Here is a 20,611-nt window from a genome sequence, read left to right on the forward strand (position 1 = left end):
ACGGGGTGGATGGCCGGGAATTTGAGCACAGCCCGAGCTCAGATGCAACTTCGTTGCGTTAATAAAAAGCAGGCTGGCTCACAGCCCGAGCCGGGCCGGGTCCACGCTGTCGATCTGCTCCGCACGCAGGTAGCGCCCGGCATAGTCGAGATACACGCCGCTGCGCACGAAAAGTGCGAACAACTCGGCATCGAGATGCCCTTCCGCCACCATGCGGGCCATGATCTGCAGGGCCTCCGAAAGCGTCTTGGGCGCCTTGTAGGGGCGATCCGCCGCGGTGAGAGCTTCAAACACATCCGCGATCGCCATGATCCGTGCCGGCACACTCATCTGGCTACCGTTGAGGCGGCGCGGATAACCCTTGCCATCCATGCGTTCGTGGTGGCTACCGGCAATCTCGGGCACCGCGCGCAGATGGCGCGGGAAAGGCAGGCCCCCAAGCATGACGATGGTTTGCACGATGTGCGCATTGATGATGTAGCGCTCTTCCTCCGTGAGCGTGCCACGGCTCACGCACAGGTTGTGGAGCTCACCCCGGTTGAACCTGGCCGCAGGCACATCCATGTGAAAGCCCCAGGGATTGTCAGGCGCAATCTGCTCGCCAGGCGGACGGGCGACGAGGTGCTCGGGCTTGTCGGCAAGCAGCCGTTCAGTGGCCGGCAGACGGGCCGCAGGCTGATCCGCCAGCAACTGGGCCTCTTCTCGCGACAGACCGAGGCGATCGTCAAGCGTACGCAGCCAGGTACGCGCACCAATCGACTCAAGCCGTGCGATGCGCTCGGCATCAAGGTACTCGCCGCCCTGATTGCAGGCGGCGACAAAAGCAAACTCGTCATCCAGGTTCTGCCACTCGGCCTGCAGCGCCGCCAGCTCCTGCGCGGTGGGTGCGGACGAGCTGCGCGCGCGCCAGAAAGCCAGCTCGGCATCGCGCTTGAGCAGCTCGAAGCGGGTACGGATCTCGTGGATGCGGTTGTAGAGGGTTTCAAGCTTGGTGGCCTTATCCACCACGTATTCCGGCGTGGTCAGCTTGCCACAATCGTGCAGCCAAGCCGCGATGCGCACCGCTTCGCGTTCATCCATGCTGAGCCGGAATTCGCGCAAGGCCCCCTCCTCGCTGGCGTGAGCCGCTTCAGCAAGCATCAGGGTCAGCTCGGGCACGCGCTGGCAATGGCCGCCGGTATAGGGGCTCTTGGCATCAATCGCACCGGCCAGCAACTTGATGATGGCGTCGAGCAAGTGCTTCTGGCTTTCGACCAGGCCGCGCGTTTCGATGGCCACCGCAGCGGTGGATGACAGTGCCTCTACGAAAGCCAACTGGGGATCACGCTGGCTGCCAACGCCACGGCCGAGCGGGCGGCTGGGTTCTAGCACCAGCACGCCAACGAAATTGCGCTCGAAGGTTTCGAGCGCCACGGCGAAGACTTCGCTGCCGCGCTCACCCTGCATGCCAATCACGCTCTGGCGCGACAGCGCCACCTGCACCACGGGATGCGCGGCGTCCGCCTCCAGCGCCAGGCGCAGCGGATAAGGCGGCATGCCCTCGCCGCGTTGCTGCGAGCAGCTCAGCGTGCGCAAATCCGGATCGAAGAGATACAGCGCGCCGGAGCGGGCCTGCACGGCCGCCAGCACATCATCAAGCACCATCCCCAACAACTGTTCGAGCTGGATCTGCGAATTCAGCGCGGAATTCACTTCGAGAAAGCGCGAGATCGTGGCCCGCATCTGCCCGGTGGCACTGGTCAGCAGATCGACCTCGGCAATCCACGAGCGCTTGAGGCGGCTCGGACGAAAATCGAAACTGGTCACCGCCCGCGCCTCTTCAGCCAGATCGCGCAGCGGCCGCACCACCCGCTGGGTCAGCCAGAAGCACAGCGGAATGGAGCCCAGTACCAGCGCCAGGATCACCCACAGCTGGCGCCACAAGAGGCGCTGGGCCTCACCGAAGAGTTCGCTGCCGGGCACCGCCATGAGTACCCGCAAAGCCTTGCCACGCGCATGCAATTCTATCGGAACCGAAATCAGCTCCCAGGTTTCCCGCCCCAGCAGCACTTCGCTACGCTGCGACGCGCTGGCTGGCAAGCGCGCGGCGGCCACCAGCGCCGGCAGCCCCAGATCGCCCAGACGCGCCAGACGCGCTTCGCCTAGGCTGGCGTCGAGTACCACGGAGTGGCGGGCGTCCTCGAGTGCCACGGTCGAGGACGAGGCATCGATGATCGCCACCTGACTGCCTGGCGAAAGCTTAAGCTCGCCAAGCTCCTTGCCCAGGTCGCGCAGGGTGGCATCTGCCCCCACTACCGGGCCACCTTCGTGCACCAGGCGCGCCAGCGTCACGCCAGGCTGACGAGTCGTGAAGAAGAGATAGGGATCGGTAATGACCGAGGCGCCAGAGCCTTGCTGCTTGGCCTGGATAAACCAGGGCCGGGCGCGCGGATCGAAGCTGTAAGCGGGACGCTCTTCACGCCGCAGCAGATGGCCGGCGGCGTTGTAGAACAGGAATTCGCCGATCTGCCTCCCACTGGGGCCATTGCTGAGCGACTGCACCAGCAGGCTGGCGCCTGCCGGCGCCTGGAAACTCTCGCGCAGGCGAGCCTCCCGCAACGGACGGAAGAGAATGAAATCGCCCCCCGGATAGCCCACATACCAGGCATCGAGCAGCGGGTTGGCCTTCAACGCAGCCTGAGCCATGCCTACCGAGAGCAGACGCTCGGACAAGGTGCGGGCGCGCACGATCTCGCTGAAGCTCAACAGCTCCAGCTGGTTCTCAGCCGGCTGCAGAATGCCGCGCAGCTTTTCAGTCAGCGAACGCGACACATGACGGATCGATTCATTCACGGCCGAAGAGGCCACGGCGCAGGTGCTGTAATACGAATGCACCACCAGCACGGCCGCCATCAGTACCAGCAACAACGCCATCCCGGCGGCCGCCAGCACATGCAAGGGAAGCCTCAAGTGGCCGTGCTCGCCCCGCGCCTTCATTGCACGCACCCCATCATCATCACGACACGCCGGCTAATGCGCCATCAGCACGCACACAGGGCGATCTCCCGCCCCTCAGCCATGCTGATCGCCACGGCCTCGGTGAAAGCCATGTATTTCACACCCTCCGCAAAGCGTGTGTGACTCACAACCTCCAGGCCACGAATGGCGCTGATGAATTCTTCTTCGACACGCCAGCCGACCGCCTCCTCCACCGGGATCGGCACCGGCTGCAGCACGGCATCTCCGCGCCGCCCGCCGCTGAGCTCGCCGTCGGCAAAGCGCAGCGTGCCTTCGCTGCCAAAGAGCACGATTTCACTGGATTTGTACAACCCGCTCACGGCAGAAATCGTGAAGCAAGCCTGCGCGCCACAGGCCATGTCAGCCAACACGCTCACATGCTCCGGCACCCGCACGGCGCGCAGGCGGCCTGCCGCATCGACACGCTGGGTCACGAAAGTACGGCCCTTGGCCATCACGCTGCTAGCCTCGCCCACCCAGCGCATCAAGCTCTCGTACCAGATGCCCAGACTCATCACGTTGAGGCCGGAGAGTTCTGCATCCTGGCGCCAGTTGAGCGGTGCAGCAGGATCGAGAAAGCGACCGTCGGCCACCCGAACCTCGATGTTCAACAAGCGGCCGACAAAGCCCTCGCGCAGCAGACGCTGCACCGTACGATCCACCCCAAGGGTGAAGGGCGCCGGCACCACCTGCGCCACCAGATCCGGCCGGGCCAGGGCCGCGGCATGCATCTGGCGCGCCTCGGCAAGATTCATCGCTAGGCGCGCCTCAGTCAGCACATGCTTACCGGCGGCCAGCGCAGCCAGGCTCACCGGGCAGTGCAAGTAGGGCCAGGTGCCAATCATCACCGCGTCGATTCCCGCATCATTGATCAGCGCACGCCAGTCTGCGGCCACCTGCGGAATGCCGAACTCGGCAGCCACCTTTTCCGAGGAGGCACGCGAACGGTTCGCGACGCACACCACCTCCACACCGGGCTGCGCACGCAACCCCGGTATGTGCTTCTCGCGCGTATTGGCGCCAGCCCCGACGATACCGACGCGAATCACCTGTTTGCCTGAAGTCATTTCATCTCTCCCTTACTCCAGCCACATGCCGGTGCATTTGAAGCCTACTCCAGCCAAGTTGAGAATGGCCGCCGACTCATACCGAATGACAGCACTACGACCTTGTCGTACCTCAAAATGAATCAGCCCTCTACGGCGAATATCTATCTGCAGACTATCAAAGCGCATAGGGCTGCCACTAAAGCAATCCCTCGTAATGAAAAAACCACAAATTTTCGACTGATCCACGCCCTCTGCTATTGCTGAAGAATGGCGTCAGCACTCCAAATGCCTGGGGCCTTCTTCACGAGCAGCTCAGCATAGCGGCGTGCTTGGGCCATACGACCTTGCTGTTTGTGATAGCTCACGAGTGCCATCAGGATATCGACGTCATTTGGATATCGCACCGAGGCTTCAGCCAACAGCCTGATAGCGCGCTCCTTTTCACCGCTATCAAACAGCGCAACGGCGTGCACATACGTATAACGCGCATTTTCGGGGCTCAAACTCGCTGCTTTTCCAAGTGAGGCCAGCGCCGGCTTCATCTGCTGCGCCCGTACATAATGCAGACCAATGGCGTGCTCGATATCTGCGTGTTCGCCCAGTACGCTTCGCGCCTGCAGCAGAATGGCTTCGGCTTTATCGCCTTGCTGCTGGCTGTAGAGATCGGCCAGATTGACGTAGGCCGAGGCGTATGCCGGATCCAGTCGCAGGGCTTGTTGATAGGCTTGTTCGGCCTTGCCCTGATCGCCCAGCGCGCTGTACAGCAGCCCCAGATTGATGTGTGACTGGGGGTGTTCTGCGTTGGTGTGCGCCACCTTGATGTATTCCGCAATGCCACGCTCCAGGAGTGCCTGTTCGTTCGTGCTTAGGCTGTTGCGCGGCACGGGCGCCAGCACGCGTGCGGCTTCGAAGCGTACCGCCAGCACCGGGTCGGTCAGCAGGCCACCGGCGAGGCGCCAGCGCTGTTCGGGCGCGAGGGCTTCGAGCGGCAGCAAAGCCGAGCGTCGCACCAGGGGCGAGGGGTCTTTCAACAGGCGTGGCACAACGGCAAAAGTGGCCTGGTCGACATAGCGTGCCAAGGCGTTGGCCGCGCTGGCGCGCGCGATGTCCGGAAACTTCGGGCTGGCGGCGAGTGCCATCAGATCCGGGCCTGCCGTGAGCTGGCCCTGATTGGCGGCGTGCAGGCTCTCGCCGAAATGCCAGTTCTCCATCCAGCCCTTGCCGTACCACTGCTGCATGGCGCGGCTGGCCCAGGTCGCGCTCTTGTCGGTGTGGCACTGATTGCAGGCGTTGGGTGTGTTGAGCTTGATCGACAAATCGGGGCGTGGCACCCGGATGCTATGGTCATGGCGGGCGTGCACCACCATGAAATTCTGCGTCGGCATGTGGCAGGCCACACACTCGGCGCCTTTGCTGTCCTGCTTGTGGTGGTGATGCGTTTCGGTGACGTACTGATCTGCGCGGTGGCAGGTGAGGCAAACGGTATTTCCCGGCGCGCGCAATTTCTGGCTATGCGGGTCGTGGCAATCGGTGCAGGTCACGCCCTTGCTGTGCATCTTGCTTTGCAGGAAGGATGCGTACTCGAAGTCCTCCTCCTTGATCTGGCCGTCCGGGTGAAACAGGGGCGGGCTCAGCAGGGCAGGCAGATGGCTGTCCAGCAGCGGCTTGCCATGCTGGTAGTCCTCGCTCAGGGTGCTGCGCCGCGCGTGGCAGCGTGCGCAGGTGTCGATCTCCTTGCTTGTGTTGCGTGGCTGGCTGCGCTCGGCGACCTTGCCTTCGCCAACGAAATTCCAGCTCACGTTCTTGCGTTCGTCCAGGCGGTGCACGAGGCCCTTATTGGGCATTGTATGAGCCTTGGCTGGTTCAGCAGCCCATGTTAGATGGGCAGAGGCCGGGCCGTGGCAGGCTTCGCAAGAGACATTGATTTCGGCCCATTTCGTCTTGAAAGTATTGCTGGCCAGGTCGTAATTCTTCTTCAGCTCGGTGGAGTGGCACTCCGCGCACATGTAGTTCCAGTTCTGCGAGAGCTTGGTCCAGTGCAGTTCGTCCTTGTGGTCGACCTTCTCCATCGGATACTGGTGAAACCAGCGTTGCCCGCCCTCGGCCTGCGGCCGTGCGTCCCAGCTCAGGGCGAGCGCCTGCATGCGCCCACCGGGAAATTCAATCAGGTACTGTTGCAGTGGGTAGACGCCAAAGGTGTACTTGATTTCAAAATCCTGCAGGCTGCCATCAGCACCATCCGTGTTCACGAAGAAGCGGCCGTCACGCTTGAAAAAACGACTGCTGATGCCGTTGTAAGTGAAGCCTGCATCGTTGAAATCGCCCAGCACCGTTTTATCGTTGGCATGCTGCATCGCCTGTTCGTGATGCGAGCCTTTCCAGGCGGTGAACTGCGGCGCATGGCAGCTGGCGCAGCTTTGCGCACCGACGTAAACAGGCGTGCTTTCGGTGGCGGGGGCTTGAGCTGTCGATCGCTGATCAAGCGCGACCCAGGCGCCGATACCCAGCACGGTAGCCAGCAGCAGCCCGGCAATTGCATGGCTCGATTTCATTGGTTCTTGACGTGGTGAGAAGTGCGGTCAGTGTAACGTCAGCCCTGCCCGCAACGGAGATGCGGGCAGGTTCATGAAGGAGATCCGCGCTTCCTTACTGCTTCGGATAGATCTGTTGCCAGTCGTTTTTCATGTCGACCACCGTCCAGCCCTTGGCCTTTGCTTCGTCGAGGCCTTTGTCGAGTTTGCCGATAGGTGACTTGCGGTCGTAGGCCCATTCGCGCTCGGCATCAGTGTGATGTACGTAGAGCGCGAAGCGTGGCCCGCTACCGGCCATCGTCCATTGCAGCATCTGCAGGTCGCCGTCGGAATTGCCGAAGGCCGCAATCGGGCGGCGCCCGATGTGACGCTGGATGCCAACGGGTTTGCCGTCCTTGTCGTCGTTAAGCACCAGGCTTGGCAGCTTGACGATCACGGGTTTGCCGTCGCGGACCTCGTATTTCAACCCGCCACTGGAACCCACAACCTGCTCGGGCGGGATGCCATAGGTTTTCTCGGTCCATGGGCGCATGAACTCGATGCCACCACCCGAGACGATGAAGGTCTTGAAACCCTTGGCACGCAGGTAGCTCATGAGTTCCAGCATCGGTTGATAGACCATGGCGGTGTATGGCTTGCCGGTCTTGGGGTGCTTGGCGCTAGCCATCCAGTCAGTGACCGACTTTTCGAATTCTTCGGTCGTCATGCCGGCGTGGGTGGCCATGACCAGCGTTACCAGGCCTTTCTCGCCAGAGGCCATCAAGCCTTTCATGTCACCTTTGAGGATGGAAGCAAAGGGCTCCTTGGTCTTCCATTCGGGATGCTGAGGCGCGAGCGCCTTGACGCGGTCAATCGCGAAGAACAGCTGGAAGTAGGCCGGCTGTTCGGACCATAGCGTGCCGTCGTTATCGAAGGTGGCGATGCGCTGCGGCAGCGGCACGAAGTCCGGCGAGCCTTCCTGGGTGACTTTCTCGACGAACTGGAGGATGGCCTGCTTGGAGGCGCCTTCATTCCAGGACGGCAGCGGGTCGGCCGCATGGGCTGTCGTCGCCAGCCATGCGGTACTCAGCAAAATCAGCAGTTTCTTCATGATGTCCTCAGTCTGAGCGTGTGTGGAGGGTATTTCGATAGACGTAAAAAAGGGTGCTGTCTTTGCAGACAGCACCCCGGACACGCGACTTGATTACCTGCCGGAGGAAGTCATGCTATTGATCTGACGTTCCAGCGACTCCAGGCTCCAGTCACCCGGCTTCTGGCTGGGCGGGTAGTCCTTCAACGTCACCAGGAACTGACTGGCGACAGTCTGCAGCGGGATGAGCACGAAGGCACGGTCAATCATCCAGTCGTGGTAGGTGTTCGAGTTGTGCTGGGACTTCTCGAACGGATCGCGGCGCAGGTTGAACAGAAGCGGCAGACGCAGGTGGACCTGGGGCTCGCGCCACACGTTCAGCTGTTCAGCGCGGTTCTCTTGATAGACCGCCTTCCAGTCACCCACACGAATGGCCATCACAGCACCATCATCACCGACATAGATGAACTGATTGCGCGGAGACTCCGTAACCTTGCCACTCAGGTAGTCGACCAGGTTGTAGCCATCGATATGGTTTTTGTAGCTACGGCCATTGATTGACGTGCCCTTGAGCAGCTTTTCCTTGATGTCCGGTGCGCCAGCGATCGCTGCAAAGGTCGGCAGCCAGTCTTCGTGCGACACGATGCCGTTGAGCGTGACACCGGCAGGGAAGTGGCCGGGCCAGCGAACAAAAGCAGGTACGCGGAAGGCGCCTTCCCAGTTGGAGTTCTTCTCGCCACGGAAAGGCGTGGTGCCGGCATCGGGCCAGGTGTTGTAGTGCGGGCCGTTATCGGTTGAGTACTGAACGATGGTGTCGTTGGCAATACCCAGGTCGTCAACCAACTTGAGCAGTTCGCCCACCATCCGGTCATGTTCGACCATGCCGTCGCTGTATTCGTCCTGGCCAGAGATACCACGGTTGGCTTCTTTCACATGCGTGCGGAAGTGCATGCGGGTGGCGTTCCACCAGGTGAAGAAGGGCTTGCCGGCCTTGACCTGACGGGTAATGAACTCCTTGGCGGCTTCCAGCGATTCTTCATCGATGGTTTCCATGCGCTTCTTGGTCAGCGGACCAAGGTTTTCGATGGTTTGACCGCCCTTGCCGTCCGCTTTCGACTTGATCACGCCGCGCGGGCCGAACTGCTGCAGGAAAGTCTTGCCGTTGGGGAGCTTCATGTCCCGCGGGTAATCGCGGTTCTCCGGCTCTTCTTCAGCGTTCAGATGGTAGAGGCTACCCATGAACTCATCAAAACCGTGCATCGTCGGCAGGTGTTCGTCGCGATCGCCCTGGTGGTTCTTGCCGAACTGGCCCGTGGCATATCCCTGGCTTTTCAGGATGGTCGCCATCGTCACGTCGGTCTTCTGCCAGCCTTCGGCGGCACCAGGCATCCCGACCTTGGTCATGCCCGAGCGTACCGGCACCGAGCCGCTGATGAAGGCAGCGCGGCCTGCAGTACAGCTTTGCTGCGCGTAGTAATCAGTGAAGGCCACGCCTTCCTTGGCGACGCGGTCGATGTTGGGCGTCTTGTAACCCATCATGCCGCGGTTGTTGTGGCTGATGTTCCATGTGCCGATGTCATCACCCCAGATGACCAGGATGTTTGGCTTCTTTTCCGCAGCCTGAACCCCCCCCTATAGCGAAACTCAGGAGACATGTCACCAGAGTCCATCGATACGCGGCACTTCTGCCGCTAGCACCCGTTAAAACGGCCCGTCGATTCATGGCGAAACTCCTTGTATTTTGTCTCTGTAGGTGTGCAGGGGCTGAAACGCAAACAAGCCAAAGTCAATATTTTGGCAGGTACGTTTACGTCGACGGATCTTACCCAATCCAGATACCGTCAAAACTATGATTTTGTGTTTTACGTAACCAACTGCCCTTTTGAACAACTCAGACACAAACAAAGCCTTGCAAGAGCTTTTTGCACAAAAGGCCGGACAGCCATCGCGTAGCCGATAGACTTGCAGGATGAGCGAGCCCCTAAAGCCGAAGTACCGAGCATCCAACTGCTCTGCCTAAAACGAACCCATGCGTCAGCGTGGTTCGCTGATGCTCTGGATCGACAAGGGCTTGAAATACGCGCTCGGACTGATTTCGCAACAAAGCCGCGACAGACCCTAAGCTTGGTCAACAAGCCTGCAGGCGAGTGAAAACACGGATGGCACAGCGCTGCGCCGGAGTTCATAATTGTGGCCTTTCCGTACCAAGGGGTACGGACCAGAACCGCAAGCACCGGAGAACATCTTGAACCTGCAACGCACCGCTATTGCCCTCGCACTTCTGGCGCTGGCTGGCACTGCCAGCGCCGATATCACCGTCAAGCTCGGCGCCGCCGGCCCGCTCACCGGCCCGATCTCGCACATCGGCAAGGATGGCGAAAACGGCATCCGCCTCGCCATCGAAGACGCCAACGCCAAGGGCATCACCATCGGCGGCCAAAAGGCCAAGTTCGAGCTGGTCAGCGAAGATGACCAGGCCGACCCGCGCACCGCCACCACGGTTGCCCAACGCCTGGCAGATGCCGGCGTGAAGGGCGTGATCGGCCATGTCACCTCTGGTGCCTCCATCCCCGCCTCGCGTGTCTATGAACAGGCCGGCATCCCGGTGATCACTCCGTCTTCCACCAGCCCGGCACTGACCAATCAGGGTTTCAAGGTGACCTACCGTGTGATCGCCAACGATCTGCAGCAGGCGGATGCGATGGCCAACTATGCGGTGAAGAAACTCGGCGTGAAGCGCATTGCCGTGATCGACGACCGTACCGCCTACGGCCAGGGCCTGGCTGACGCGCTGGTCGCCAGCATGAAGAAGCTCGGCGTACAAGTGGTGGGCCGTGAATTCACCAACGACAAGGCCACGGACTTCATGTCCATCCTCACCAAGATCAAGGGCCAGAATCCGGACGCGATCTTCTACGGCGGCATGGATGCCCAGGGCAGCCCGCTGCTGCGCCAGGTGCGCCAGCTTGGCTTGAAGTCCGTGTTCCTCTCCGGCGACGGCCTGTGCACCGCCGAGATGCTCAAGCTCTCCGCCAAGGATCTGGATAACCGGGTGTTCTGCACCCAGGCGGGCATCCCAATGGAAAAGATGCCGGGCGGCGCCAAGTTCAAGGAACGCTTCAAGCAGCGCTTCAATGCCGAGGTACAGCTCTACGCACCTTACAACTACGATGCAGCCACCGCCCTGATCGAGGCCATGAAGGCGGCCAACTCGGCTGAACCGGCCAAGTACCTGCCGGCGCTGAAGGCACTGAACATCAAGGGCATCACCGGCAACATCAGCTTCGACGCCAAGGGTGACATCAAGGAAGGCGGCGTGACCTTCTACTCCTACAAGGATGGCAAGTGGGCTGCGGCCGACTGATCCTCACTCGCAGACGCACGTAAAAAGAGGCCCCGCAAGGGGCCTCTGTGTTTGGGGCCGTCGCACTCAGCCCCCCTTCCCTGCTTCCCTGATCTGCTCCAGCTGGACATGCGCCTGATGCAGCGATGCATTGAATGCCTGCACGCCGGAATAGGCTGAACCGTGGGATTCGTTTGCTAGGCGCTGCCCCATTTCTCGCAGCACGGCAAGCAGGTCTCCCAGCTCCGCAATCGTCTCGAGCCGTTCGGCCTCTCTTGAATCATCACGCATGATCAAGCTCCTTTCGCTCTGACGAGCATGCTTACGCTTTGCCCCATGCTTCTTTATAGCCGGCGAAATGCGCCCGGCAGCTCGCCGGACTGAGCCACCGCAAAGCCTTGCATTAATTCCCTACTAAAATCCCGGGCTTTCAGAATTTCCCCGTAATTCATGAACAGCGTCCAGCCGATCACCCTGCTCCGCCCCACTCCCAGCAGCCCCGACAAGCAAGCGGCCATTCCCGGTCACCGCGTCGAGCTGCAACTGCTCACCACCCTCAAGTGCAACCTGAAATGCACCTATTGCTCATTGGGCGTGGGAGAAGTGCTTGGGTCACAGCAGCATGTGGACTACTCGCTGGATCAGCTGAGCGCTTTTGTCGACAGCCAACTCACTGGCCTCGAAACCTATGTCACCTTCTATGGCGGCGAACCCACGCTGAACCGCCCCTACATGGAAGAAGTGATCGCTCGCTTCCCGAACTTCCGCTACCAGTTGCAGACCAACGGGACGCTCCTCGACGGTCTGCCGGACGCAGTGCTGGCGCGCATGTCCAACTTCCTGATCTCCATCGACGGTGGCGAAGGCACCACCGACGGCTACCGCGGCCGCGGTATCTATCGCCAGGTGATGAAGAACCTCGCAGCGATCCGCCCCAAGACCAGCGGCTCGATCACCGCGCGCATGACCTGGAGCCACCCGGAGATCAGCTTCGAGGAAATCGATCATCTCACCGAAGTCTTCGATTACCTGTACTTCCAGTTCGTAGCCGACCGTGGCGCCTATCCGGCCGAGGGCATGGCCAAGCGCAAGGCCATCATCACGCAGATGGTTGCCAAGTTCTTCCAGCTCCCGGATCGCCTCTACCCGATCATTCCAATCATGGGCATGGTGAGGAACAAGGTAATGCCCTCGAAGGCGCAGGAGCTGTATCAGGGCAAGACACAGTGTCGTGCCTCCACCCACATCCTGAATGTGATGCCGGACGGCCGCATCTTCCCCTGCCCCGACCTGCTCTACCTGCCCGAAATGCAGCAGGGTTCGGTGGTCGACAACTGGCTGCGCGCCAGCCCCCTGCAGCCGGACCCGGCCATGCCATGCGCGAGCTGCGAGGCCTACAGTTTCTGCCGTGGCAACTGCATGAAGAATCTGTATCTGGCCTACGTGAAGCAGGACGAGGATTACCGTCGCGAAGTCGTCGAGCCGATCTGCGAGCTGGTGCGTTTCATGGGCGAAGAGATCGACCGCCACGATCCGCAGGCCTGGTTTGCCCGCGCCAGCCTGCCGGTAAGAAAGCTCATCACCGACTGCGAAGTCTACGAATACGTCGAGATCATGCCCTGAGCATCGCGCCAGGCCGGCGCAGCAAGAGCGTGCTGCGGCCGGCCAGTACTGCCGACTCAGTGGGCCGTCCAGGCCCCGTCAACCGGCAATGCCGTGCCGGTCATCGATCGGGCGCCGTCGCTACAGAGGAACACGGCAAGTGCACCCAGCTCGTCCACCTCGACGAATTTCTTGGTTGCCTGCGCGGCCAGCAGCACATCGCGGATCACCTGCTCTTCCGTCATGCCACGAGCCTTGGCGGTGTCCGGGATCTGCTTCTCGACCAACGGCGTCAGCACATAGCCCGGGCAGATGGCATTCACGGTAACACCGCATTCAGCCACTTCCAGCGCCACAGTCTTGGTCAGCCCCAGCACCGCATGCTTGGTAGCGACGTAGGCCGACTTGAAGGGTGAAGCCACCAGTGCATGCGCCGAAGCGATATTGATGATGCGGCCCCAACCACGCTTCTTCATGCCCGGCACGGCGAGGCGGATGGCATGGAAAGTCGCCGAGAGATTAAGCGCTACGATGAGATCGTACTTTTCCGGCGGAAAATCCTCGATCGGGCTCACATGCTGCATACCCGCGTTATTCACCAGGATGTCCAGGCTGCCATGCGCCTGCTCCACGCTGCGGATCATGGCCTCGACAGCTTCGGTCTTCGTCAAGTCTCCCCCCACGAAGCTCACACTCACGCCAAACTCGGTGGCCAATTCGCTGCGGATCTTCTCGATTGCAACGGGCTCGCCCAGACCATTGAGGGCAATCGTGGCTCCTTGCGCCGCCAGCGCCCGGGCGATCCCGAGGCCGATACCACTAGTGGAACCCGTAACAAGTGCTACCTTGCCCTTGAGTGTCATGATCGACTCCTGTTGATGTGGCGGACGCAAGCCGGTTGATTGTGCGGCGCAAAACAGTGGCCTGTCAAAACCGGAAATGATTTTGGCATTTCATGGCATAGCGCCTCAGACCCTCGGGCGGAACGAAAAAACGCCCGCTGGCGCAAGCGCGAGCGGGCGTCTGACTGAGCCGGAAAAGGATCAGCTGGCTTCAGCTTCCATCTTGATCGCACCGCAGGGGCACTCTTCCACACACACGCCACAACCCTTGCAATAGTCGTAGTTGAACTCGAACTTCTTGCCAGGGCCAAGCTTGATGACGGCGTTATCCGGACACACCCCATAGCAGTTGTCGCACTCGAAACAGTTGCCACACGACAGGCAGCGGCGCGCTTCGAACAAGGCATTGTCTTCGTTCAGGCCCCCCTGCACTTCATCGAAGGTGCTCTGACGACGGATGATGTCCAGCATCGGACGCACCGTCTTGTCAGCATCGGTGTAGTACCAGGTGTTCAGCTTCTCGAAAGTCGCCAGCTCCTTCTTCGGCGGCTTGACGTAAGTCGTGCCCGCCAGCCATGCATTGATATGGCGCGCGGCCAGCTTGCCATGGCCAACCCCGACAGTCACGGTACGGTCGGACGGCACCATGTCGCCGCCGGCGAAGATGCCGGGGTAGCCGGTCATCATGTTTTCGCCCACCTTGACCACGCCATCTTCAAAGCTCAGATCCGGCACGCCGTTGAGCAGGCCCAGATCCACATCCTGGCCGAGCGCCAGAATCACCGAATCGGCTTCCAGGGTGTCGAACTCGCCAGTCGGTACGGGCTTGCCGTTCTCGTCCAGCTCCATCTTCTCGACCTGGATGGCGCCCTCGCCCACCTGCTTGATGGTGGACAGCCAGCGCATCATCACGCCTTCCTGCAGTGCTTCTTCCACTTCGAAGTCGTGCGCCGGCATCTTGTCGCGGGTGCGGCGGTACACGATGATGGCTTCTTCAGCACCGAGACGCTTGGCGGTGCGGGCCACGTCGATAGCGGTGTTGCCGCCTCCATACACGACCACGCGGCGGCCCAGCATCGGCTTGTCTTCACCTTCCATGCTGCGCAGCACCGATACGGCATCCAGAATCTTCGCCGATTCGGCTGCCGGAATGGCCGTGCGCTTGGCAATGTGAGCCCCCACGGCGAGGAAGGCGGCGTCAAACTTCTCGTCCTTCATCGTCTTGAGCAGATCCTCGACCTTGGTGTTGAGGCGCATTTCCACGCCCATGTCGAGGATGCGCTGCACTTCAGCGTCCAGCACTTCGCGTGGCAAACGGTACTTCGGAATACCGAAGCGCATCATGCCGCCAGCCAGCGGGCCGGCTTCAAAGATCACCACCTGGTGACCCATGCGGCGCAACTGATAGGCGGCGGACAGGCCCGATGGGCCGGCACCGACTACCAGAATGCGCTTGCCCGTTTCAGCGGCCGGGGCAGCGAACTTCCAGCCCTGCTTGATGGCCTCATCGCCAAGGAAACGCTCCACCGAGTTGATGCCTACGGCCGAATCCAGCTGGCCACGGTTACAAGCGCCTTCACACGGGTGATAGCAGACGCGCCCCATCACGGCCGGCATCGGATTGGCTTCGGTGAGGTGACGCCAGGCGGCCTCGTAATCACCAGACTCGGCGTGAAACAGCCAGCCCTGGGTGTCTTCACCCGCAGGACAGGCGTTGTTGCACGGTGGCAGGCGATTGACATAGACCGGGCGGAAACTGCGCCAGGAACCCGTCTTGTTGGCCAGCGAAGAGCCCACATTAAGGGTGATTGCAAACGGTTTGTTCATTGTTTCAAACTCCCTTTCGCCTTACTTGTGCTCGCTGCCGGGGAAACCGACAGTGGCCTTGTCTTCGCCGAGCAGACCGAACTTGCGGATGTTCTGGTCAGCCATCGCCTGGAAGCGGGCAATCAGCTCCAGTTGCGGGGTCTTGCCGAAAAGGTGGGCAAAACGACGCTGCAGGCGCAGATAGGCTTCAACCGGCTGCTTCTGGCGGATCTTCGAGACATTCGTGACTTCGCCATACTCGGCTTCAAAAACCGGGAACAGGCCGGTTTCCTTGGCCAGGCGGGCGAGCTTGATGGTGTCGCACGAAGCCGAACCCCAGCCCAGCGGACACGGCACGAAGATGTGGATGTAGCGTGCGCCGCGCATGTTCATAGCCTTGGTGACCTTGTATTCCAGGTCGCGCAGGTCAGACACCGAGGCGGTGGCCACATAGGGAATGCCGTGGGCCATGGCGATCAGCGGCACATTCTTGCCCTGCCCCCATTCATTGCCCGGATGCTCACCCACCGGCATGGTGGTGGCGGTACGGGCGGCAGGTGGCGTAGCGCTTGAGCGCTGCACCCCGGTGTTCATGTAGGCCTGGTTGTCGTAACAGATGTAGAGCACATCGTCATTACGCTCAAACATGCCGGAGAGGCAGCCGAAGCCGATGTCGGTGGTGCCACCGTCACCGCCCTGGGCGATCACGCGGGTTTCGGCCAACGGCTTGCCTGACTTCTGTGCACGGATCTTGGCGGCTGCAGCAACCCCCGTAGCCACCGCTGCGGCATTGCCGAACAGCGAGTGAATCCATGGAATCTGCCAGGAGGTTTCCGGATAGGGCGTGGAAAACACTTCCAGACAGCCCGTGGCATTCACGGCAATGAGTTGGTTGCCCGTGGCGCGCATGGCCGCATCGATCGCATAACGCGCGCCGAGTGCTTCGCCACAGCCCTGACAGGCGCGGTGACCGGAGTTCAGCGAGTTGGTGCGTTCAATCTCGGACTGCACCGAACGTTGCTCGGGCGGCAGCAGGCGGTTGCCGACGGTGAAGGTGCCGGTCTGATAAAACTTGACGTCTTGATGTCCCATGTCTGCTCTCCTCAGCCCACGTTCGACTTGGTCTGACCCAGGTCGCGCAGGATGTTTTCGGCAATCGGGCCGGAGCGACGGGTGGTGCGCTCACGATCCACTTCCTTGTTGACGATGTTCCAGTCCAGATCAAGGAAATGCAGGGCTTCGAGCTGATCGTGCATGGCCATGCGGAACACGCGGTGCAGCGAAGAGCGGGTGATGTTGCGTCCGCCCAGACCGGCCACGACCGTGTAGATACGCTTGTCCAGACCATCGAGGGCCATGCGCACGTCGGTGGCGACGATGCCGCCAATGCCGACTGCCAGGCTCTTCTCTAGCACCACGATGCGCTTGGCATGCGACAGCGCACGACGGATCGCCGAGACCGGGAAGGGACGGAAGGAGTTGATGCCGAGCACGCCAATGGAAATGCCATCGGCACGCATCTCGTCGATGGTGTCCTTGATCGTGCCAAGCACCGAACCCAGCGCAATGACCACGGTTTCAGCGTCTTCGAGCATGTAGGGGCGGACCAGACCACCGGAATTACGGCCGAAGATCTCCTCGAACTCCTTGGAAATTTTCGGGATCAATTCCAGTGCCTGCATCTGCTTGGCATGCGCCAGGTAGCGCACTTCAGAGAAGGCTTCCGGACCGACCATGGCGCCGATCGACACCGGCGCAGCGGGATCGAGAATCTGGCGCGGCGAGTACGGCGGCAGGAACTTGTCGACCTGCTCCTGCGTCGGGATATCGACGCGCTCGTAAGCGTGAGTCAGGATGAAACCGTCCATGCAGACCATCACCGGCAGGCTCAGCTCTTCAGCCAGCTTGAAAGCCTGGATGTGCAGATCGGCCGCTTCCTGGTTGGTTTCGGCAAAGATCTGGATCCAGCCACAATCGCGCTGGCTCATTGAGTCGGAGTGATCGTTCCAGATATTGATCGGCGCACCGATGGCGCGGTTGGCCACGGTCATCACGATCGGCAGGCCCAGGCCGGAAGCGTTGTACACGGCTTCGACCATGAACAGCAGGCCTTGCGAAGCGGTCGCGGTGTAAGTGCGGGCACCGGCCGCCGAAGAGCCGATGGCCACCGACATGGCAGCAAACTCGGATTCGACGTTGATGTATTCACAGTCCTTGATCTCACCGGCTTTGACCATTTCGCCAAGGCCTTCGACAATGTGGGTTTGCGGGGAAATCGGGTAGGCACAGATCACTTCCGGGCGCGACAGCGCAACAGCTTCCGCAACGGCGTGCGAACCTTCACATTGCTTAAGCATGGGCGGCCTCCTTGGCAGCGAGGGCGATGTTGTAGGCCTCGGTAGCGGCGGCGATATTGCCCTCGGCGACCTTGCCGGAGAACTTTTCACGAATCGCAGCTTCAACGGATTTCAAGGAAATCAGGCCGGAGGCGGCGGCAAAAGCACCAAGCATCGGCACGTTGGGTGCGTTGCGATTGACGTACTTGAAAGAGAGATCGGTCGCCGAGACGGTGATCAGACGCTCCGGACGGAAGCGCTTGAAGAGCTCACCGAGACCCAGCTCCTCGAAGCTGCGATTGGTGTTGAGCACCACATAGCCATTCGGCGAAAGGCCCGCGAAAACGTCGATCTGATGCAGCAGGGTGGCATCCTGGATGATCAGCGCATCCGGCTCCATGACCGGCTCGCGCAACCGGATTTCCTTGTCTGCAATACGGCAGAAAGCCACCACCGGGGCGCCTGTCCGTTCCGAGCCGAAGCTCGGGAATGCCTGTGCATGACGGCCTTCAAGGAAGGCTGCGATCGACAGCATTTCTGCCCCCGTCACCACCCCTTGACCGCCGCGACCGTGAATCCTCACCTGGAACATCCATATCTCCCTGATGTGAGACTAGCTTCGGTATCCGGAGACAAGCTGCGCACCTCATCGGGGCGGTGCGGCCGGCCTCCTGCTGGTCGCCAGGAAGGCCTTCAATGAAAGCCGCCAAGGCGATGTACGGAAACTATTGCATATAGCGAGATTTCTCTATGCGCCATATCAAGTTTTGAGGCTTGTCAGCCCGGCAAAAGCCAGTCATGACGTGGCAGCACCTCAGAAAAGCACGGTGCAGGGGCACATCGAAGCTTGGCTGGAGCAGCAATAAAAAAACGGCAGCCAGGTTGCCCTGACTGCCGTTTCCTGCCAGCTGATGCCGGAGGGGCTTACTTGAGTTCCTTGTGCAACAGGCCAAGAATCTGGCGACTAGCTTCAGTCGAAGCCGGCTTGCCTTCCTTGTCCTGCAACTGGACCACAGTCTGTTCGCCTGCGGCGCTTACAGCCACGCGGAACTGGTCGGTACCAGACTCCTTCTTGCCGCCGCCAAACCAGCCGGAGAACCAGCCGCCGCTTTCCTTCTTCTGACCCGTCAGGTCTTCAGCAGAAACATAGCGCACGAAATACAGACCCTTGGCGCGGTCGCGGTCTTCCACCACCACACCGATCCGGTCGAGCGCCAGCCCCACCTGGCGCCAGCTGCGATCCAGGCCATCCTTCACTGTCAGTTGCTGGCTGCCATCGGCGGCAGCGCCAAGCGTGGCACGTTCAGACACGGGCTTGGCAACTTCAGCCACCACTTCGCGGGCAGAGGTTTCATCACGCCCCAGACGAATCATCAGACGAGTCAGCATCTCGGCTTCCATCTCGGGATTCGAAGGTTGCAGCTCGAAATAGGTACCGGTCTGGTTACCCATGTTCGGGTTGTACATCTTCTCTTCGAGGCCACGATGGGTGATGTAGATCTCGACCTCACCCGGACGAGCGCCTTGCTCAATGCGGGTACGGTAGCGATCACGCTCGCCGTTGCTGACCATCGAACCGAGCACATAGCTCAAGGCATTGCGGACGGGATCGGAATAGACCTTGGCGCGGTTCTCGGCCCAGTCAGTTTCCATGATCAGCAACTGCTGATCGTCCTTGACCAGAACGAAACCCAGTTCCTTCCAGAAGTCACGCAGCTTCGGCCACAACTGCTCGCTGTTGCCTTGCAGCACCAGCCAACGCGTATTGCCAAAGCGCTCCATGCGGACCTTATCCGCCGCAACCGGCACTGCCACCGCCGGCTTGGCCGCCGCCGCACCCGGCGCGGCCGTAGCGGCCGTGTAACCGGAGTAAGTGGCTGAACCAGGCGTATCCGGCACCACGAAACGTTCATCGCGGCGTGGCGTCACCAGATCTGGCGGCACGATCAGGGAATCGGTCTTCACGCTGGTGTCAGCACCAGGCGTCTTGTAATCAATTTTTTCGTTCCGGTTGCCACCACAAGCTGCCACAGCCAGGCTCAGCACGGAGGCAGACAACACTACACGCAGGGATGAACGCATCAGGTCAGGACCTCTTAGAACTGGATATCGGCGGCACGCATCGCAGTGCGCACGCGCTCGTGGAAAACTTCGGAAAGCGGAGTCAGCGGCAGGCGCAACTCGCCCTGCAACAACCCCATCTGTTGGGCAGCCCACTTCACCGGAATCGGATTGGCCTCGACAAAGAGGTCACGATTGAGCAGGTAAAGCTTGCGGTTGATCTCGTTGGCGCGCACCACATCACCGGCCCGCGCGGCCACGCACAGCTCGTGCATCAGGCGCGGTGCCACGTTGGCGGACACAGAAATCACACCATGGCCGCCGAGCAGCATGAAGCACATGGCAGTCAAATCGTCGCCGGAGTAAAGCGCAAAATCGGCCGGGGCGCGCATGGCCAGATCGGTGATGCGATCGATGCTGCCGGTCGCGTCCTTGATGCCAACGATACCCGGCACATGGGCCAGACGCAGCACCGTGTCGTTGTTCATGTCGGCCACTGTGCGGCCCGGCACGTTGTAGAGAATCACCGGCAGTTCAACCGCCTCGGCAATCGTCTTGAAGTGGCGATACATGCCTTCCTGGGTCGGACGGTTGTAGTAAGGCACCACTGAGAGCTGGGCTTCAGCGCCGACCTTCTTGGCAAAGCGAGCCAGTTCGACGGCTTCAGCCGTGGAGTTGGCGCCAGTGCCGGCAATGATCGGCAGGCGACCGGCGGAATGTTCGACCGCGACGCGGATCAGCTCGCATTGCTCGTCGACACTCACCGTCGGCGATTCGCCCGTTGTCCCGACGATCACCAGACCATCGGTGCCTTCACGTGCATGAAAATCAATGAGGGCCCTGAACGCGGGCAGATCGATCTGCCCGTCTGCCGTCATCGGCGTGAGCAGGGCGACAAGGGAACCGGTGATCATGGTGGTCCGCAAGACGAATGGGAAAGCGGGGATTGTAGACCAAGGACCGCGCGCTGAGTGC

General features: G+C 61.0%; 15 protein-coding genes. 2 read left to right on the top strand and 13 right to left on the bottom strand.

Annotated features, from left to right (window positions below):
• Positions 1–78: 78 nt before the first annotated feature.
• The 5 genes from C0V76_RS05890 to C0V76_RS05910 form a co-directional block, all read right to left on the bottom strand.
• Positions 79–2,976, bottom strand: coding sequence for an HD domain-containing phosphohydrolase (locus C0V76_RS05890; protein ID WP_101941440.1), 2,898 nt, complete (start codon positions 2,974–2,976; stop codon positions 79–81).
• Between the two features lie 44 nt (positions 2,977–3,020).
• Positions 3,021–4,064 (bottom strand): Gfo/Idh/MocA family protein, encoded by a 1,044-nt coding sequence (locus C0V76_RS05895; RefSeq protein WP_101941441.1) that lies wholly within the window; start codon positions 4,062–4,064, stop codon positions 3,021–3,023.
• A gap of 236 nt (positions 4,065–4,300) precedes the next feature.
• A complete protein-coding gene (locus tag C0V76_RS05900) occupies positions 4,301–6,598 on the bottom strand; it encodes a tetratricopeptide repeat protein (RefSeq protein WP_101941442.1) in 2,298 nt (765 codons plus the stop codon).
• Positions 6,599–6,692: 94 nt separating this feature from the next.
• Positions 6,693–7,667 (bottom strand): HAD family phosphatase, encoded by a 975-nt coding sequence (locus C0V76_RS05905; protein ID WP_101941443.1) that lies wholly within the window; start codon positions 7,665–7,667, stop codon positions 6,693–6,695.
• 93 nt (positions 7,668–7,760) lie between these two features.
• Positions 7,761–9,245 (bottom strand): arylsulfatase, encoded by a 1,485-nt coding sequence (locus tag C0V76_RS05910; RefSeq protein WP_101941444.1) that lies wholly within the window; start codon positions 9,243–9,245, stop codon positions 7,761–7,763.
• A gap of 652 nt (positions 9,246–9,897) precedes the next feature.
• Here C0V76_RS05910 and C0V76_RS05915 point away from each other — a divergent pair.
• Positions 9,898–11,010: a branched-chain amino acid ABC transporter substrate-binding protein gene (locus tag C0V76_RS05915; protein WP_101941682.1), complete on the top strand. Its 1,113-nt coding sequence runs from the start codon at positions 9,898–9,900 to the stop codon at positions 11,008–11,010.
• A 66-nt stretch (positions 11,011–11,076) separates the two neighbouring features.
• Here C0V76_RS05915 and C0V76_RS05920 read toward each other — a convergent pair whose 3' ends face one another.
• Complete coding sequence (locus C0V76_RS05920; protein WP_101941445.1) at positions 11,077–11,280, bottom strand: hypothetical protein; 204 nt, start codon at positions 11,278–11,280, stop codon at positions 11,077–11,079.
• Positions 11,281–11,439: 159 nt separating this feature from the next.
• On the opposite strand from C0V76_RS05920, the gene C0V76_RS05925 reads away from it, so the two are divergent.
• Positions 11,440–12,612 (top strand): radical SAM/SPASM domain-containing protein, encoded by a 1,173-nt coding sequence (locus C0V76_RS05925; protein ID WP_101941446.1) that lies wholly within the window; start codon positions 11,440–11,442, stop codon positions 12,610–12,612.
• 56 nt (positions 12,613–12,668) lie between these two features.
• On the opposite strand, the gene C0V76_RS05930 is transcribed toward C0V76_RS05925, so the two are convergent.
• From C0V76_RS05930 to dapA, 7 genes are all read right to left on the bottom strand, one after another.
• Positions 12,669–13,454, bottom strand: coding sequence for a 3-hydroxybutyrate dehydrogenase (locus tag C0V76_RS05930; protein ID WP_173893973.1), 786 nt, complete (start codon positions 13,452–13,454; stop codon positions 12,669–12,671).
• Positions 13,455–13,634: 180 nt separating this feature from the next.
• The gene (locus C0V76_RS05935; RefSeq protein ID WP_101941447.1) at positions 13,635–15,260 is read right to left on the bottom strand and encodes an NAD(P)-binding protein; all 1,626 of its coding nucleotides are present in this window, start codon (positions 15,258–15,260) and stop codon (positions 13,635–13,637) included.
• Positions 15,261–15,281: 21 nt separating this feature from the next.
• Positions 15,282–16,331 carry a thiamine pyrophosphate-dependent enzyme gene (locus tag C0V76_RS05940; protein WP_101941448.1) on the bottom strand — a complete coding sequence of 350 codons (1,050 nt, stop codon included), beginning with the start codon at positions 16,329–16,331 and terminating at the stop codon, positions 15,282–15,284.
• 11 nt (positions 16,332–16,342) lie between these two features.
• The gene (locus C0V76_RS05945) at positions 16,343–17,596 is read right to left on the bottom strand and encodes a transketolase C-terminal domain-containing protein (RefSeq protein WP_101941449.1); all 1,254 of its coding nucleotides are present in this window, start codon (positions 17,594–17,596) and stop codon (positions 16,343–16,345) included.
• Positions 17,589–18,167: a 2-oxoacid:acceptor oxidoreductase family protein gene (locus C0V76_RS05950; RefSeq protein ID WP_101941450.1), complete on the bottom strand. Its 579-nt coding sequence runs from the start codon at positions 18,165–18,167 to the stop codon at positions 17,589–17,591. The genes C0V76_RS05945 and C0V76_RS05950 overlap by 8 nt, the downstream gene beginning before the upstream one ends.
• Positions 18,168–18,499: 332 nt before the next feature.
• Positions 18,500–19,657 carry an outer membrane protein assembly factor BamC gene (bamC, locus tag C0V76_RS05955; protein ID WP_101941451.1) on the bottom strand — a complete coding sequence of 386 codons (1,158 nt, stop codon included), beginning with the start codon at positions 19,655–19,657 and terminating at the stop codon, positions 18,500–18,502.
• A gap of 14 nt (positions 19,658–19,671) precedes the next feature.
• Positions 19,672–20,550, bottom strand: coding sequence for a 4-hydroxy-tetrahydrodipicolinate synthase (dapA, locus tag C0V76_RS05960; RefSeq protein WP_101941452.1), 879 nt, complete (start codon positions 20,548–20,550; stop codon positions 19,672–19,674).
• Positions 20,551–20,611 lie beyond the last annotated feature (61 nt).

The organism is Uliginosibacterium sp. TH139 (genome assembly GCF_002855595.1).
Classification (GTDB): Bacteria; Pseudomonadota; Gammaproteobacteria; order Burkholderiales; family Rhodocyclaceae; genus Uliginosibacterium; species Uliginosibacterium aquaticum.